The sequence below is a fragment of the Actinomadura sp. RB99 genome, assembly GCF_014706005.1.
In the GTDB taxonomy this organism is placed as follows: Bacteria; Actinomycetota; Actinomycetes; order Streptosporangiales; family Streptosporangiaceae; genus Spirillospora.
Genome location: NZ_JABMCA010000014.1, coordinates 117,440 through 132,120 on the forward strand (window position 1 = coordinate 117,440; position 14,681 = coordinate 132,120).

15 protein-coding genes are annotated in these 14,681 nt (G+C 75.6%); 5 read left to right on the forward strand and 10 right to left on the reverse strand.

The features are described from left to right. Window positions 1-4 precede the first annotated feature (4 nt). Window positions 5-256 (forward strand): hypothetical protein, encoded by a 252-nt coding sequence (locus amrb99_RS15845; protein WP_190856712.1) that lies wholly within the window; start codon window positions 5-7, stop codon window positions 254-256. Between the two features lie 72 nt (window positions 257-328). On the opposite strand, the gene amrb99_RS15850 is transcribed toward amrb99_RS15845, so the two are convergent. The 5 genes from amrb99_RS15850 to amrb99_RS15870 form a co-directional block, all read right to left on the reverse strand. Further along, entirely contained in the window at window positions 329-1,117 is a 789-nt protein-coding gene (locus amrb99_RS15850) for a TSUP family transporter (RefSeq protein WP_190856713.1), read from the reverse strand. A 104-nt stretch (window positions 1,118-1,221) separates the two neighbouring features. Further along, the gene (locus tag amrb99_RS15855; protein ID WP_190856714.1) at window positions 1,222-2,013 is read right to left on the reverse strand and encodes a GntR family transcriptional regulator; all 792 of its coding nucleotides are present in this window, start codon (window positions 2,011-2,013) and stop codon (window positions 1,222-1,224) included. A gap of 271 nt (window positions 2,014-2,284) precedes the next feature. Next, on the reverse strand, window positions 2,285-2,905 hold the full coding sequence (locus amrb99_RS15860; protein WP_190856715.1) for a YigZ family protein: 621 nt from the start codon (window positions 2,903-2,905) through the stop codon (window positions 2,285-2,287). A 42-nt stretch (window positions 2,906-2,947) separates the two neighbouring features. Continuing rightward, window positions 2,948-3,787 carry a DUF3152 domain-containing protein gene (locus amrb99_RS15865; protein WP_347256697.1) on the reverse strand — a complete coding sequence of 280 codons (840 nt, stop codon included), beginning with the start codon at window positions 3,785-3,787 and terminating at the stop codon, window positions 2,948-2,950. Window positions 3,788-3,998: 211 nt separating this feature from the next. Next, a complete protein-coding gene (locus amrb99_RS15870) occupies window positions 3,999-4,784 on the reverse strand; it encodes an HAD-IIA family hydrolase (protein WP_190856716.1) in 786 nt (261 codons plus the stop codon). 246 nt (window positions 4,785-5,030) lie between these two features. Here amrb99_RS15870 and amrb99_RS15875 point away from each other — a divergent pair, with 246 nt between their 5' ends. Together amrb99_RS15875 and amrb99_RS15880 are read left to right on the forward strand one after the other, a co-directional pair. Continuing rightward, complete coding sequence (locus amrb99_RS15875) at window positions 5,031-6,770, forward strand: class I adenylate-forming enzyme family protein (protein ID WP_347256698.1); 1,740 nt, start codon at window positions 5,031-5,033, stop codon at window positions 6,768-6,770. A gap of 63 nt (window positions 6,771-6,833) precedes the next feature. Further along, window positions 6,834-7,262 carry a Rid family hydrolase gene (locus tag amrb99_RS15880; protein WP_190856717.1) on the forward strand — a complete coding sequence of 143 codons (429 nt, stop codon included), beginning with the start codon at window positions 6,834-6,836 and terminating at the stop codon, window positions 7,260-7,262. A gap of 86 nt (window positions 7,263-7,348) precedes the next feature. Here amrb99_RS15880 and amrb99_RS15885 read toward each other — a convergent pair whose 3' ends face one another. The 3 genes from amrb99_RS15885 to amrb99_RS15895 form a co-directional block, all read right to left on the reverse strand. Next, window positions 7,349-7,924, reverse strand: a complete 576-nt coding sequence (locus amrb99_RS15885; protein ID WP_190856718.1) for a TerD family protein — start codon at window positions 7,922-7,924, stop codon at window positions 7,349-7,351. Between the two features lie 141 nt (window positions 7,925-8,065). Beyond that, window positions 8,066-9,865 carry an acyl-CoA dehydrogenase gene (locus tag amrb99_RS15890; RefSeq protein WP_190856719.1) on the reverse strand — a complete coding sequence of 600 codons (1,800 nt, stop codon included), beginning with the start codon at window positions 9,863-9,865 and terminating at the stop codon, window positions 8,066-8,068. 120 nt (window positions 9,866-9,985) lie between these two features. Further along, entirely contained in the window at window positions 9,986-11,089 is a 1,104-nt protein-coding gene (locus amrb99_RS15895) for an acyltransferase domain-containing protein (protein ID WP_190856720.1), read from the reverse strand. Window positions 11,090-11,305: 216 nt separating this feature from the next. On the opposite strand from amrb99_RS15895, the gene amrb99_RS15900 reads away from it, so the two are divergent. After that, window positions 11,306-12,328: a beta-ketoacyl-ACP synthase 3 gene (locus amrb99_RS15900; protein WP_190856721.1), complete on the forward strand. Its 1,023-nt coding sequence runs from the start codon at window positions 11,306-11,308 to the stop codon at window positions 12,326-12,328. Window positions 12,329-12,367: 39 nt separating this feature from the next. Here amrb99_RS15900 and amrb99_RS15905 read toward each other — a convergent pair whose 3' ends face one another. Both amrb99_RS15905 and amrb99_RS15910 read right to left on the reverse strand, forming a co-directional pair. Continuing rightward, window positions 12,368-12,811: a DoxX family protein gene (locus amrb99_RS15905; RefSeq protein ID WP_190856722.1), complete on the reverse strand. Its 444-nt coding sequence runs from the start codon at window positions 12,809-12,811 to the stop codon at window positions 12,368-12,370. Window positions 12,812-12,927: 116 nt separating this feature from the next. Beyond that, a complete protein-coding gene (locus amrb99_RS15910) occupies window positions 12,928-13,818 on the reverse strand; it encodes a LysR family transcriptional regulator (protein WP_190856723.1) in 891 nt (296 codons plus the stop codon). Window positions 13,819-13,889: 71 nt separating this feature from the next. Between amrb99_RS15910 and amrb99_RS15915 the strand changes: the two genes are divergently transcribed. Then, window positions 13,890-14,651, forward strand: coding sequence for an SDR family oxidoreductase (locus tag amrb99_RS15915; RefSeq protein ID WP_190856724.1), 762 nt, complete (start codon window positions 13,890-13,892; stop codon window positions 14,649-14,651). The last annotated feature ends 30 nt before the right edge of the window (window positions 14,652-14,681 follow it).

Sequence of the window (14,681 nt, forward strand, 5' to 3'; positions counted from 1 at the left end):
CCCGATGCCGACGATCACACCCGCCCACCTGCACGAACTACTGGCCTCCACCGACCGCGACGCCGCGCTCGTCGTCGTCGGCGGGCACGCCGCCGTCGTCCCGTCCACGCCCGCCGGACGCGGCGAGGCCGACGACGCCCTGGTGCTCACCACCCGGGACGCCGTCATCGCCGAACTCGACACCGGCGCCAACGACGAGCAGCTCGAACGCCTCGCCCAGCGCCTCGACACCGCCCTCGACAGCCTCGGCGGCTGACGCCCGCCCGACGCCCCGCCCCCGCCCCTGCCCCGCGGCTCCGGACGGACGTCCCGGCACCCGGCGGCCGGGTCAGCCGTGCAGGGCCAGGTAGGGCGCCAGGGCGAACAGGCTGACGACCAGCGAACCCGTCAGCGCGCCCGCCCGGACCGCCCGCGCGATCACCCAGCCCAGCAGCACCCCCGCCAGCTCCGGCACCCCGGTCAGCGCCGCCAGCGGCCAGTCCACCGCCCCCGCCGCCACGTACCCGAGCGTCCCCACGGTCGCGATCACCACCGACTGCGCCTGCGCCGCCGCCAGCGCCGACAGCACCGGCACGCCCAGCGCCACCAGCAGCGGCACGCTCAGCATCGGACCGCCGATCCCGAACACCCCGCTCGCCACCGCCACCGCGAACCCGACCACCGCGACCACAGGCGCCCCCGGGCCCCGCGCGTCCTCACCTGCGGGGGCGCGGCCGGACGCGGCGGCGGGACGGCCCGTCCGGTGCCACACCAGCGCCCCCACCAGCGCCACGAACGTCCCCAGCAGGATCCCGAACACCCGCCCCGACACCAGGCCGTTGACCAGCACGCCCAGCGGGGTCCCCGCGACCGCGGCGGCCGCCAGCACCGCCGCCGCCCGCCGCGTGCCGCGCTCGCGCAGCTGCCCCGACCGGGTGTAGGCGGCCGTCGCCAGCGCACCGGTCGCCACGTGCGTGACGATCGCCGTGCCCGCCACCTGCGCCGGCGGCAACCCCGTGAGCGCGAACAGCCCGACCGTCACCAGCACCCCGCCCGGCCCGACCGCCGTGATGCCGACCCCCGCGAACAGCCCGAACAGCACCAGCCCCACCAGCACGGGCACTCCGAGACCGCCCACGGCCCCTCCTCTCGCTCGCAACGGACACCACGACCGGCACCACGACGGCACCGAGGCGGGGCACCGCGTCCGCCTGGGCCGGATCCGCGCCGCCGCGGGTGCGGTCAGGCGCCGGGCGGACCCGGCGCGCGGTACAGGGTGGCGCGCAGCGTGAGGCGGTCAGCGCGGATGTGCACCGCCTCGCTGTCGACCGGACGCCCGTCGGCCAGATGCGCGAGCCGGTCGATCGCGAAGATCGCCGCGCCCGCCGGGACGCCCAGCAGCGCCGCCGTCGCCGGCGCGGCCGCCACCGCGTGCACCTGCACCTCCGCCCGGCCCAGCCGCTGCCCGGCGACCTCCTCGATCAGCCCGAACAGGTCCCGGTCGGCCAGCTCCCGGCCGAGATCCGGGCGCCGCAGCAGGCCCTCGCCGATGTCGCCGGGAAGGTAGGTGGTGTCCAGCGACAGCGGCTCGCCCTCCAGCCGCCGCAGCCGCTCCACGCGCACCGCGCCCGCGCCGGGCGGCAGCGCGAGCCGTGCCGCCACCGCCGGCGGCGGCACCGGGACCCGGCCGATCTCGCGGACCTCGTTGGTGACCGTGCCGTGCCCGGTGAGCGCCTCCGCCAGCCCCGCCAGCCGGTCCAGCCCGTGCCCGTGCTTGGCCGCCACCACCGTGGTGCCCACCCCGCGCCGCCGCGTGATCAGGCCCTCCGCCCGCAGCAGCGCCAGCGCCTCGCGGACGGCGTTGCGGGACGCGCCGAGCCGCTCGCCCAGCTCCCGCTCGCCCGGGAGCGTCCCGCCGGGGAACGCGCCGCCGGTGATCTGCTGGCGCAGCACGTCGGCGGCCTGCCGCGCCCGCTCGGCCCGCGGCCGCGACGACACCCACTCGCCCCGCCCCGCCCGCGGCGTCCCGCCCATGCCCCTCCCTCGGTCCGGATGGCCAGCGCACCCGTCCAGCGTGGACGGCCCGGCCCCTCCAGAGTGCCGCAGCGAGATTACGCCACTGTTACGCCACCCTGTTTGACCTGCATTAACGCCCCACCAGGAGGTATGTGAAGGGCGCTGGTCACTTCGGCCACCCGCAGAGCCCGAGACCAGCCCGCACACCGCTGCCCGGCACCCCGCGATCACCCTCGCCAGTACGGATGCGCGACGCCGCCCGGGGCCGCACCCCGGTGACGGGCGTCCGTCAGACCGGAACCTCGACGTGGCCGGGCGCGCCGCGGGCCACGGCGGCGCGGCCCGCGGTGACCTGCGCCGCCCACGCCTCGAACGCCTCCACCTCCGCCAGCGGCACCGCCACGTCCGCCTCCACCGCGTCGCCGTAGCGGACGTCGGACGGCTGGACGCCGCGCCCGTGCAGATCCCCCAGGAACCGGCCCGCCAGCGCGTGCTCCACCCGCACCGTCACCGTCAGCACCGGCCGCAGCTCCACCACCCCGACCGCGTCGACCGCCTCCGACACCGCCTGCCCGTAGGCGCGCACCAGCCCGCCCGCGCCGAGCTTCACCCCGCCGAAGTAGCGGGTGACCACCGCGACCGTGCCGGTCAGGCCCCGCCGCACCAGCACCTCCAGCATCGGGATCCCCGCCGTCCCGGCCGGCTCCCCGTCGTCGCTGCTCTTGGTGATCTCGCCGTGCTCGCCGACGACGTACGCCGAGCAGTTGTGGGTGGCGTCGCGGTGCGCGCGGCGGTGCCGCGCCAGGAACTCCACCGCCTCGGCCTCGTCCGCCGCGCGCGCCAGCGTGCACACGAACCGGGACCGGCGGATCTCCAGCTCGCGGGAGCCCCCGCCTCTGATCATGCGCATGTCGGCCCCGAGTCTAGGCGCCGCTCCGGACGGGGGCCGGGGTCAGCCCTTGGGGAACGGCCACGGGTTCGGCGCGCACCCGTACAGCGACTTGGTCTGCTGCACCATCACCGGCGCGGGACGCCCCTTGCCCGGACACTGCAGGTGGCCGTGGCCGAGCGCGTGCCCGACCTCATGGTTGATCACGTACTCGCGGTAGGAGGCCAGGTCGCGGCCGTAGGACGCGGCGCCCTCGCCGTAGCGCAGGGCGTTGATGACCGAGCGGTTCCCCTGCCGGCACGACAGCTCCCCGCCGGTGACCAGCGGCGCGCACATCCGGTCGGTGAGCGCCGGGCTCGACAGCGACACCCGGAACCGCACCGGCCCGCGGCTCACCCGCTCGAACCGCATGGTGCCGCCGTGCCCCCAGCTGCGCGGGTCGTTGAGGACCCGCTGCACCTCCGCCGCGAACTCCGCGCCCGTGATCGGCAGCCCCCGCTCGACCTCCACCGTGTACCGGACGAGGGTGCCGCGCGTCCCCTTCGGCTTCGCCGTGCCCGGGACCACGGCGTACCGGCCGCTCGCCGACCGGGGGATGCGGACGCGGGGCGGCTGGCGGCGGCCGTTCACCACCGGCCCCTTCACCGCCGTCCTGCCCGCCCGACCCGTCCCGCCCGGGGTCCGCCCGGACGCCTGCGGTGACGACGACGCCGACACCGCCTCCGACGCCGGGGCGGCGGCCGGGGCGCGGTCGTCGTCGTGGCCGAGCGTCAGCCAGGCGCCGCCGGCGGCGCCGACAGCCAGTACCGCGGCGACGCCGACCGCCATCACCGCGGTACGGCGGCGGCGCGGCCTACCGCCCGGCGGGCGCGAGGGGGCGGAAGGGTCCTGGAGGTCGTGCACGGCGCTCCGCTCGGCCAGGGCGCCCGCGGGCGTCCGGCGGCAGGCCGGGCCGCGGACCGCCGGCCGCTCCCGCCGCGCGCCACCGAGCCCTCGACCTGCACGAACGCACCACGGCGCCTATTGTCGATTTCGCCTTGATCGTATCGGTCTGACGCCGGGCGAAGAGCGGCCCGAGGGCGATCCGAAGCCGGTCAGGGCGATCAGGCGTCGGTCAGGCGTCGATCAGCTCGATCAGGTCGGCGATGGACGGCACCACCCGGTGCGGGCGGAACGGGAAGCGGCCCACCTCGTCCTTGCGGGTCACCCCGGTCAGCACCAGGATCGTCTCCAGGCCCGCCTCCACGCCGGCGACGATGTCGGTGTCCATCCGGTCGCCGACCATCGCGGTCTGCTCGCTGTGCCCGCCGACCACGTTCAGCGCGGTCCGCATCATCAGCGGGTTCGGCTTGCCGACGAAGTACGGCTCCACCCCCGTCGCCCGGGTGATCAGGGCGGCGACCGCGCCGCAGGCGGGCAGCGAGCCCTCCTGGGACGGGCCGATCGGGTCGGGGTTGGTCGCCACGAACCGCGCGCCGCCCTCGATCAGCCGGATCGCCTGGGTGATCTGGGAGAAGCTGTAGGTGCGGGTCTCCCCCAGCACCACGTAGTCGGGCCGGATGTCGGTGAGGACGTAGTCGGCCTCGTGCAGCGCCGTGGTCAGCCCCGCCTCGCCGATCACGTACGCCGATCCCTCGGGCCGCTGGTCGGCCAGGAACCGCGCGGTGGCCAGCGCCGAGGTCCAGATGAACTCGGCCGGGACCTGCAGCCCGACCGCGGCCAGCCGCGCCGACAGGTCGCGGCGGGTGTAGATCGAGTTGTTGGTCAGCACGAGGAACGGCTTGCCGGAGGCGGCGAGCCTGCGGATGAACTCGTCGGCGCCGGGGACGGGGTGGCCCTCGTGCACCAGCACGCCGTCCATGTCCGACAGCCAGTACTCGATCGGCTTGCGCTCGGTCATGTCCCCATTGTCGCAGGTCGGGATCTTCGAGTGGAACGGTCCGCGGGGGTGTCGCCGGGTGAACCGGCCGGTAGGGCGGCCGCGGAGCCCGGCGCGGGCCGTGCGGGTGCGGGACGGGCGCCGGGCGGCCCGCGGACCGTTGACCAGCGAGTGAGACAAATCATAGATTTGCCCCACGGTGCGCCGAACCGCGTTCGGTGTAAGGGCCGCGCGGCGGCGCGCCGGTACGGTCCGCGGGAGGCGCGCGTGCAGAGCCGCGAAGTGAACGGCCCCGAACTGACGAGCATCGCCGAGGTCAGAGCCCGGCTGACGGCCCCGGGCCAGCTGTTCGAGATGGACGAGGTCGACATCCGCGGCGTCAGAACCCGCGTCTGGAAGAACGCCCCGACCACCCTGCGCGAGATCCTGGAACTGTCGCGCGGCCACGGCGACGCCCCGTTCCTCGTCTACGAGGACGACCGGCTGAGCTTCGCCGAGCACCACCGCCGCGCGGCGGCGTTCGGGCGGCTGCTGGTCGCCGAGCACGGGATCGCCAAGGGCGACCGCGTAGCGATCGGGATGCGCAACTACCCCGAATGGTCGGTGGCGTTCTTCGGAGCCGCCGTCGCCGGCGCCGTCGTCGTCCCGCTGAACGCCTGGTGGAGCGCCGACGAGCTGGAGTACGGGCTGCGCGACAGCGGCGCCCGGCTCCTCATCGCCGACGCCGAACGCGCCGAGCGCCTCGCCGGGGTCCTGCCCGGCCTCGGCATCCCGCTGCTAGTCGCCCGCCCCGCCGGCGCCCCGCCCGCCGGCGGCGAGGACTTCGACGCCGCCCTCGCAAGGGCGCTCGCAGACGGCACGGACGGCGCGGACGGCGCGGGCGCCCTGCCGGACGTGGCGATCGGCCCCGAAGACGACGCCACGATCTTCTACACCTCCGGCACCACCGGACGCTCCAAGGGCGCCCTCGGCACCCACCGCAACATCACCACCAACCCGGTCAGCCTCGCCTACGGGCTGCTGTCGGCCGGTGTGCGCGCCGGCGCCACGATCGAGCAGCTCACCCGGCCGCAGCCCCGCGTCACCCTGCTGAGCGTCCCGTTCTTCCACGCCACCGGCTGCCACTCGGTCCTGGTCAGCAGCGCCCTGCAGGGCGGCACCGTCGTGCTGATGTACAAGTGGGACGTCACCAAGGCGCTGCAGCTGATCGAGCGCGAGCGCGTCACCGGGTTCGGCGGCGTGCCCACCATGGCGTGGCAGGTGCTGACCTCCCCCGACTTCGACAAGTACGACACCTCCAGCCTCACCGGCGTCAGCTACGGCGGCGCCCCCGCCGCGCCCGCCCTCGTCGACAAGATCAAGGAGCGGCTGCCCCAGCGGGTCCCCGGCAACGGCTACGGCCTCACCGAGACCTCCTCGGTCACCACCTACAACGGCGGCGTGAACTACCTGGAGCACCCCGACAGCGTCGGCCCGCCCGTCGCCGTCTGCGACGTGCGGGTCGTCGACCCCGCCACCGGCGAGGACCTCCCGCCGGGCGAGGTCGGCGAGCTGCTCATCGCCGGCCCCAACGTCATCAAGGGGTACTGGAACAAGCCGGAGGCGACCGCGCAGGCGTTCGCGGACGGCTGGTTCCACAGCGGCGACCTGGCCCGCGTCGACGACGACGGGTTCGTCTACATCGTCGACCGCGCCAAGGACATGCTGATCCGCGGCGGCGAGAACATCTACTGCGCCGAGGTGGAGGCCGCGCTCTACGAGCATCCCGCCGTCGCCGACTGCGCGGTCATCGGAGTCCCCCACGACGTGCTCGGCGAGGAGGTCGGCGCCGTCGTCGTGCCCCGGCCCGGCACCGCGCCGGCCCCCGAGGAGATCCAGGCGTTCCTGCGCGAGCGGATCGCCGCGTTCAAGGTGCCCGTCCACTTCTGGTTCCGCGACGAGGGACTGCCGCGCAACCCCGGCGGGAAGATACTCAAGACCCGGCTGCGCAGCGAACTGCTCGGCTGACCCCCCGCCACCGCGACGCCGGCGCGCCCGTCCACCCCCGGGCGCGCCGGTTAACGTGATCACGTGAGCGAACAACAGCGACCCAGCGGCGGCGCCGTCCGCCAGATCAACGCACCGGGCCTGGCGCCCGGCCCCGGCTACAGCCATGTGGTGTCGGTGGACGTCCCCGGGCGCCTCGTCGTGGTCAGCGGCCAGATCGCCGTCGACGGCGAGGGAAACCTCGTCGGCCCCGGCGACCTGGAGGCCCAGACCCGGCAGGTGTTCACCAACCTGGAGGCGGCGCTCGCGGCCGCCGGCGCCCGCTGGGAGCACGTGATCCGGCTCGGCTACTTCCTGCTCGACGCCAGCGCGGTCGGCGTCGTGCGCGCCGTCCGCACGCAGATGCTGCCGGACGGCGTCGACCCCGCCGCGTCCCTGATCCAGGTGTCCGGGCTGGTCCGCGACGACCTGCTCATCGAGGTGGAGGCCCTCGCCGTCGTCCCCGTCGACTGACCCCGGCTACCTCCGAGAGCACCGGAGGGGCGGGGCGCAGGCCCCGCCCCTCCGGTCCCGACGCGGTCAGACGCCGTCGGACGTCCTCAGACGTTCACGCCGAAGTCGGCGGCGATGCCCGCCAGCCCGGAGGCGTACCCCTGGCCGACCGCGCGGAACTTCCACTCCGCCCCGTTGCGGTACAGCTCGCCGAACACCATCGCGGTCTCGGTGGAGGCGTCCTCGGTCAGGTCGTAGCGGGCGATCTCCCCGCCGCCGGCCTGGTTGACCACCCGGATGAAGGCGTTGCGGACCTGCCCGAAGTTCTGCTGCCGGCCGTCGGCGTCGTAGATCGACACCGGGAACACGATCTTGGCGACCTCGGCCGGGACGGTCTGCAGGTCCACCTTGATCTGCTCGTCGTCGCCCTCGCCCTCACCGGTCAGGTTGTCGCCGGTGTGCTCCACCGACCCGTCCGGGCTCTTCAGGTTGTTGAAGAACACGAAGTGCTGGTCCGACAGCACCTTGTTCTCCGCCGAGCACAGCAGCGCGCTGGCGTCCAGGTCGAAGTCGGTTCCGGTGGTCGTGCGCACGTCCCAGCCCAGACCCACCACGACCGCGGTCAGTCCGGGAGCCTCCTTGGTCAACGAGACGTTGCCGCCCTTGCTCAGACTGACTCCCACTGTGCCTACCTCCGTATCGGACCGGGCGGATGACGGTCACCCGCGGCCTGTCTAAGCAGAACGGTAGCCAGTCCCCGCCGGTTCCCCCGCCGCTTTCGCCGATGACCGGCGTGGCGTGCGGGTTCGCCGCCGCGGGGCGGGTCAGCCGCCGGTGAGGAACGCCGTCGGCGCGGTGATCACCGGGGGCAGCTCGAACGCCGCCGCCAGCTCCCCGGCGCGCGGCGCGAGCTCGTCGCAGGCCCGCCGCCGCGCCGCGTGCACGTCCTGCAGCCAGCCGGGCGGCACCACGCCCTCGTCGAGCAGGCCGCCGGCGCGGCGCGCCATCCAGTTCAGGGCGTTCAGGCGCAGCACGGGGCGCAGCGCCGCCGGGCCGCCGTCCAGCGCCGCGTCGCAGATCTCCAGCGTGACGCGGTCGGCGCACGCGGTCGCGGTCTGCGCGGCGAGCACGAGGTTGTCGTTCCAGGCGGTGAAGGGGTCGGCGCCCGCGTCGGCGGCCCCCCGGACCCGTTCGGCGAGCCGGTCGCGCATCCGCCGCTCGGCCTCGCGCGCCAGGAACAGCCACACCCGCGGCGAGTCCAGGTCCCCGTCGTCGGGCGGGCCCGGCACCGCCTCGGGCGGGGTGTAGCGGTCCAGGTCGGCCATCGCCCGCGCCGTGTCGTACAGGATCAGCTCGTTGTCGCCGCCGGCGTTCATGTAGGCGTGGGCGAGGCCCCGGTAGGCGTTGAGGCGCTCGACCGCCGCGAACCCGGGCGCGCCCGAATGCACCCGGCACATCGACACCGTCTCCTGCGCGGTGACGGTGGAGGCCGCCTTCAGCAGCGCCAGGTCCCGGTCGACCGCCGACCACGGCGCCCACGCGGTCTGCGGGCCGCCGGAGGGCGCGTCGGCGGAGGTCCGGCGGACCTTGACGTGGGCGGCGACCGCCGTCAGCGCGTACGCCGACGCCAGCGCGCCCAGCACCGCCTCCTGCTGGTTGCGGTAGTCGGTCAGCGGGCGGCGCGGCGCCAGGCGGCCGAGGGTGGAGCGGCCCGCCGAGTGGGCCAGCAGCATCCCGGCGGAAGCGCGGGTGATCGCGGCGGACGCGGAGATCACCGAGCGCCACACCGCCGGCGCGATGCCCATCGAGCGGGTCAGCCGCGCGGCGGGCGACCCGGCGGGGTCGTGGAAGGAGCCGTCGGCGTCGATGCGGGCGCCGTCGCGCAGCCACGCCTCGTAGGGGACGTGCAGGTCCTCCAGCAGCACGGCCGCGTAGTCGACCTGCAGGCCGGTCGTCTCGGGGGCCGGCACCACCCGCACCCCGGGCGGGACGGAGCCGTCGGGGCCGCGGACCGGCACCGCGAACACGAACACCCCGCGCTCCTCGCCGCCGTGCACGAGGGTGGCGTACACGCAGGCGGTCTTGGGCAGGTCGGGGTGGGCGGTGCTGGTGGGGAACTTGGCGGCCTGCACGTCGGGGGTGTGCAGCACGAAACCGCCGGTGGCGGGGTCGTGGCGGGCGATGGTGCGCGGGGACAGGTGGCTGTTGCTGCGGCCGACCTCGGTCATCAGCAGCGTCCCGAACGAGTCCATCGACTCCAGCGCCTCGCGGGCGGCGTTCGGGCCGTCCTGGCCGGCGCCGAACCGCACGATCGGGCCGAGCGCCAGGGTGTAGTGCAGCATCATCACGTGGAACAGCGCCGGGTCGGCGATCGCGGCGCGTTCCAGCAGCGCGCACAGCGCCGGCGGGTCGTCCAGCAGCTCCGACCCGGGCGGCGCGGCGAGCCCGGCGCGCCGCAGCCGCGCGTAGGTGAGGGCCTGGTGGTCGCGGGCGGTGAGCCCGCCGGGGTAGCTGAAGAACTCCTCGGGGACGGCGTCGGCGAACCGCTCCCGGAGCTTGGGGCCGGGGGACGCGCCGCGCACGAAACCGGCGAGGTCGCCATCGGGGGAGGTGCCCATGGACATGCCCATCACGCTGCTCTCCTGTCGGGACGGAGTGGTCGGGCTGAACGGATCGGGCGAAGGCGGGGGGACGAGGTAGGGGGCGAGGCCGGGGTCGGAGCGGCGGCTGGGTCCGGGACGGGGTCAGACCTGCGGATCGGGGGTGATGCCGGGCGCGGACTTGCCGACCGGCGGGCCGTCCGGTCCGATCGCGTCGGCGGCGCCGCGGGCGGTCTCGGTGGCGCGGGGGCGGGGCGCGTCCCCGCGGGGCCGGTCGCGCAGCGGGACCAGGAAGGTCTGCGCGTCCGGGACGCTGAGGCGGGCGCACTGGCACAGCGCGTTGCCCGATCCGGCCTCGGCGAACACCGTCGCGCCGGCGGCGTGCACGGCGCGCAGCGCCTCCGGCAGCCGGACGGGCTTGACGATGCAGTCGGCCAGCGCCCGGTGCAGGTCGTCGTCGTCGCGGTAGGCGCGCCCGCGGACCGGCGAGTGCACGGCCAGCTCCAGGGGCCGCTGCGGGAAGGCGCGGATCGTGGCGTACCACTCGTCGTCGGCGCCGGCCATCGCGGGATGGTGCGACAGGTAGGGCACGGCGAGCCGGACGGCCCGCACCCCGGTTGCGCGGGCGGTCTCCAGCACCGCCTCCAGCGGGGCGTCGGGGCCGGAGACGACGGTGACCGACGGGGCGTTGAGGCACGCGACGACGACCTCGGGCGCGGCGGCGGCGTCGATGCAGGCGCGGGCGCCGTCCTCGCCGGCCTCCAGCAGGGCCATCCCGCCGCCCGCGCCGCGCCGGGCGAGGACCTCGACGAGGCTGACGGCCATCCGGGCGCCGTCGGCGATGGCGAACACGCCCGCGCACACCATCGCGGCGATCTCCCCGAAGCTCTGCCCGACGGCGAAGCCGGGCTGCACGCCCATCGCGCGCAGGGCGCGGTCGACGGCGACGGAGGAGGCGTAGCCGGCGAGCTGGGCGACGCCGGGGGCGCGGGCCGCGGCCCGGTACCCGGCGGGGTCCTCCAGCAGGATCGCGCGCAGCGAGGGCCAGCCGTCCGGCAGGCCCTCCTGGACGGCGTCCAGGACGTCGGCGGCGGCGCGCGCGGCGGCGGGACCGGAACGTGCCAGGGAGGGCAGGTCGGGGACGCCCGCCGAACCCGTCCCGGCGAACAGGAACACGCAGACGTCATCGGGTTTGAGCTCCCCGGCGGGGTCGAAGGGGCCGTCCGGCTGGAAAGAGGTGTGGGACACGCGAGGTCTCCTTACCTGGAAGGAAGGCTCTCTTTTCTTTTCGGATAATGGCCGCTTATCGAGGAGTTATGGAACGCAAATCCTGAAATGGGATTATTCACTCATGGAATCGGCCTGGCAACCATCGGCGCAACGGACGGACCGGAGATCGGTCCCCCGCCCGCGCCGGGCCCGGCCACGACCACCGGCCTCACCGCCGGTTGGGGGGAGCGACGCATGACCTGGGGCGACCAGCAGCCCGCGCACACCCGGTGGGCGATCCGCGGAACCGGCTCCTACCTGCCGGAACGGCGCGTCCCCAGCACCGAGGTGGCGCGCTCGCTCGGCCTGGACGAGGACTGGATCGAGCGGCGCACCGGCATCCGCAACCGGCACGCCGCCGCGCCCGCGCAGGCCGCCTCCGACCTCGCCGCCGCCGCCGCGCGCGAGGCCCTCGACGCGGCCGGGCTGCGGCCCGACGACCTCGGGCTGATCGTCCTCGGCACCTCCACCCCCGACGAGCTCGGTCCCTCCACCGCCTGCCGCGTGCAGGCGCTGCTCGGCGCCCGCGGCGCCGCCGCCTTCGACGTCGCCGCCGCCTGCACCGGGTTCGTGTTCGGGCTGCAGGCCGCCCTCGGCTGGCTCGCCGCCCAGCGCGGCGCCGCCCCGTACGCGCTGGTCATCGGCGTCGAGGTGTACTCGCGGTTCCTCGACCCCGCCGACCGCGGCACCGCCGCGCTGTTCGGCGACGGCGCCGCCGCCGCGGTCGTCGGGCCCGTCCCCGCCCCCTACGGGATCGGGCCGGTGACGCTCGGCTCGGACGGCACCCGCGCCGACGACGTCCTCATCCCCGCCGGCGGCTCCAGACGGCCCGCCGATGCCGCCACACTGGCCGATCTCGGCCACACCATCCACATGGACGGCCGCGCCGTCCGCGACTTCATCGCCGGCGCCCTGCCCCGGATGGTCGCCGAGGCGTGCGAGGACGCCGGGATCAAGCCCGCCGACCTCGCCCTGGTCGTCCCGCACCAGCCCAACCCGCGGCTGGTGGCGTCGCTGGCCGGGGACGCCGGCCTCGAACCGGACCAGCTGATGATCGCCGGGGAGGACGTCGGCAACATCGGCGCCGCCAGCCTCCCCTACGCCCTGGACCGCGCCGTGCGCACCGGCCGCGTCGGCGGCGGCGACCTGGTGCTGCTCGCCGGGTTCGGCGCCGGCCTGACCTGGGGGCGCGCCCTCATCACCTGGCCCGGCGCCTGACTCCCCCGGCGTCCGGGGCCGGGCCCCGGCGCGGTGCCGTCAGCGGCGGAGCAGGCCGGCGACCGAGCGCAGCAGGTCCCGGGTCTCGGCGCGCCGGTCCCAGCCGATCACCGCGCAGACGGCGGCGAGCGCGGCGGGGAACAGCGCCCACGCGGCGTCCAGCACCAGCAGGTGGGTGAGGACCGCGCCCGCCAGCAGGCCGATCAGCGCGGTCGCGGCGAACCCGGCCAGCCGCGGGACCACCAGCCCGATCGCGCCGGCGGCCTCGACGGTCCCGGTCACGTACCGGAACCACTGCCCCCAGCCGATCCTGGTGAAGGTCTCGACCGCGTCGGCCTGCCCGGCGAACTTCGGCATCGCCGAGGCGAAGAACAGGAACGCGGCGATGAGGACCTGCGCGGTCCACAGGACGCGGCGCAGGACGCGGCGGCGGCCCTCGACGGAGCCGGTGGCGGGGGCGGCGAGGATCTGGGTGACGGTCATGGCGGTGTCCTTCCGTGCGACGTGCTCGTCTCGTGCCTTCACTGACGCGTCGCACGGGCGCACGCCGGATCGACATCCCGGCCCGCTTTTTCTCGGATCTTTTTTCGCCGGCTCCGTCAGCGCAGGTCAGGGACGGTCCGAAGCGCGCCCGCCTCCGTGTTCCGGCGGGCGTTGTGGCGGGCGGCGACCGCGGCGGTGACGCGGACGAACGCCGCCAGCGCCCGCGACCGCGACTCCTCGGGCCACGCCAGCACCAGCGTCGTCGGCGGCGCGTCGGGCACCGGCACCGCCGTGAGGTCGTCGCGCAGCAGCCGCCGGTAGGACCGCGGCAGCACCGCCACCATCCGGCCGAGCGCGATCAGCTGCATCACCTGGCCCCCGTCGGTCACCATCGGCCCGTCGCCGCCCGGCCGGGCCGGGGTCCGCGGCAGCACCTCCCCGTCCAGGTCGGCCATCGACACCCGCGCCCGGCCCGCGAGCCGGTGGGTGCGGGGCAGGACGACGACCTGCGGTTCCACCACCAGTTCCTCGACGGCCAGGCCGGTCAGGTCGGCGCGCGGCGCGTACAGCAGGGCGGCGTCGGCGCGCCCGTCGTCCAGTGCCTGCCGCGCCCCGTAGCCGAACACCATCTCCACCGGCAGCGCGTCCGGCTCCCGCTCGTACTCGGCGAGGACGTCCGGCAGCAGCCCGCCGCCGTCGCCGCCCGGCTTCATCGCCAGCACCAGCCGGGCGCCGGTCCCGCCGGCCCTGCGGGTGCGCAGCACCGCGGCCTCCACGGCCGCCAGCGCGGCGCCGCCCTCGGCCAGCAGCGTCTCGCCCGCCGGGGTCAGCGTCACCCGGCGGCTGGTGCGCTCCAGCAGCCGGACGCCGAGCCGCCGCTCCAGCCGCGCGATCGCGCGCGACAGCGGCGGCTGCGCGATGCCGAGCCGTTCGGCGGCCCGCCCGAAGTGCAACTCCCGGGCGACCTCCAGGAAGTAGGCCAGCTCCCTCGTCTCCACCAAATCCATACCTTCAGGGTATCGATCGTGGTCCGGTCGGTGTTGGAGTCCGCCCGGGCCCCGGTGATGGGATCGAGGGCATGAGCGAACGACCCACGAACGCCAAGGTCGCCCTGGTCACCGGGGCCAACAAGGGAATCGGCCGCGCCGTCGCCGAGGGGCTCGCGGCGCGCGGCATGACCGTGCTGCTCGCCGCCCGCACCCCCGACCTCGGCGAGAAGGCGGCGGCGGAACTGCGCGACGCGGGGCACGACGTCCGGTTCGTCCGGCTGGACGTCACCGACGACGACAGCGTCCGGGCCGCCGCCGACACCGTGACCGCCTCTCCGGGACGGCTGGACGTCCTGGTCAACAACGCCGGCATCTCCGAAGGCCCGAACGACCCGCCCTCGCAGGCCGACCTGGACCATGTCCGCCGCGTGTTCGACACCAACCTGTTCGGCGTGATGCGGGTGACCAACGCGCTGCTGCCGCTGCTGCGCCGCTCGCCCGCCGCCCGGATCGTCAACGTCTCCAGCGGCACCGGGTCGCTGACCCACATGACCGACCCGGACCACTACTTCTGGAACCTCGGCGCCGTGGCGTCCTACCCGCAGTCCAAGACCGCGCTGAACATGCTGACCGTCCAGTACGCCAAGGAGCTGCGCGACACCGGCATCCTGGTCAACGCCGTCGCGCCCGGCGCCTGCGCCACCGACTTCGCGATCGAGCACATCCGGGCGGGCCGCACGATCACCCGCACCGCCGAGCAGGGCGCCGCGATCGCGATCCGGATGGCGACCCTGCCCGACGGCGGCCCGACCGGCGGGTTCTTCGACGACGACGGCGCCGTCCCCTGGTGACCCGGCGGGCGAATCCGGGCGGGCGATCCG

Excerpts from the sequence above, each read along its gene's own strand:
- amrb99_RS15890 (WP_190856719.1), bottom strand. The coding sequence starts at position 9,865 with ATGTCCATGGGCACCTCCCCCGATGGCGACCTCGCCGGTTTCGTGCGC.
- amrb99_RS15860 (WP_190856715.1), bottom strand. The coding sequence starts at position 2,905 with ATGCGCATGATCAGAGGCGGGGGCTCCCGCGAGCTGGAGATCCGCCGG.
- amrb99_RS15870 (WP_190856716.1), bottom strand. The coding sequence starts at position 4,784 with ATGACCGAGCGCAAGCCGATCGAGTACTGGCTGTCGGACATGGACGGC.
- amrb99_RS15910 (WP_190856723.1), bottom strand. The coding sequence starts at position 13,818 with ATGGATTTGGTGGAGACGAGGGAGCTGGCCTACTTCCTGGAGGTCGCC.
- amrb99_RS15905 (WP_190856722.1), bottom strand. The coding sequence starts at position 12,811 with ATGACCGTCACCCAGATCCTCGCCGCCCCCGCCACCGGCTCCGTCGAG.
- amrb99_RS15845 (WP_190856712.1), top strand. The coding sequence starts at position 5 with ATGCCGACGATCACACCCGCCCACCTGCACGAACTACTGGCCTCCACC.
- amrb99_RS15855 (WP_190856714.1), bottom strand. The coding sequence starts at position 2,013 with ATGGGCGGGACGCCGCGGGCGGGGCGGGGCGAGTGGGTGTCGTCGCGG.
- amrb99_RS15915 (WP_190856724.1), top strand. The coding sequence starts at position 13,890 with ATGAGCGAACGACCCACGAACGCCAAGGTCGCCCTGGTCACCGGGGCC.
- amrb99_RS15900 (WP_190856721.1), top strand. The coding sequence starts at position 11,306 with ATGACCTGGGGCGACCAGCAGCCCGCGCACACCCGGTGGGCGATCCGC.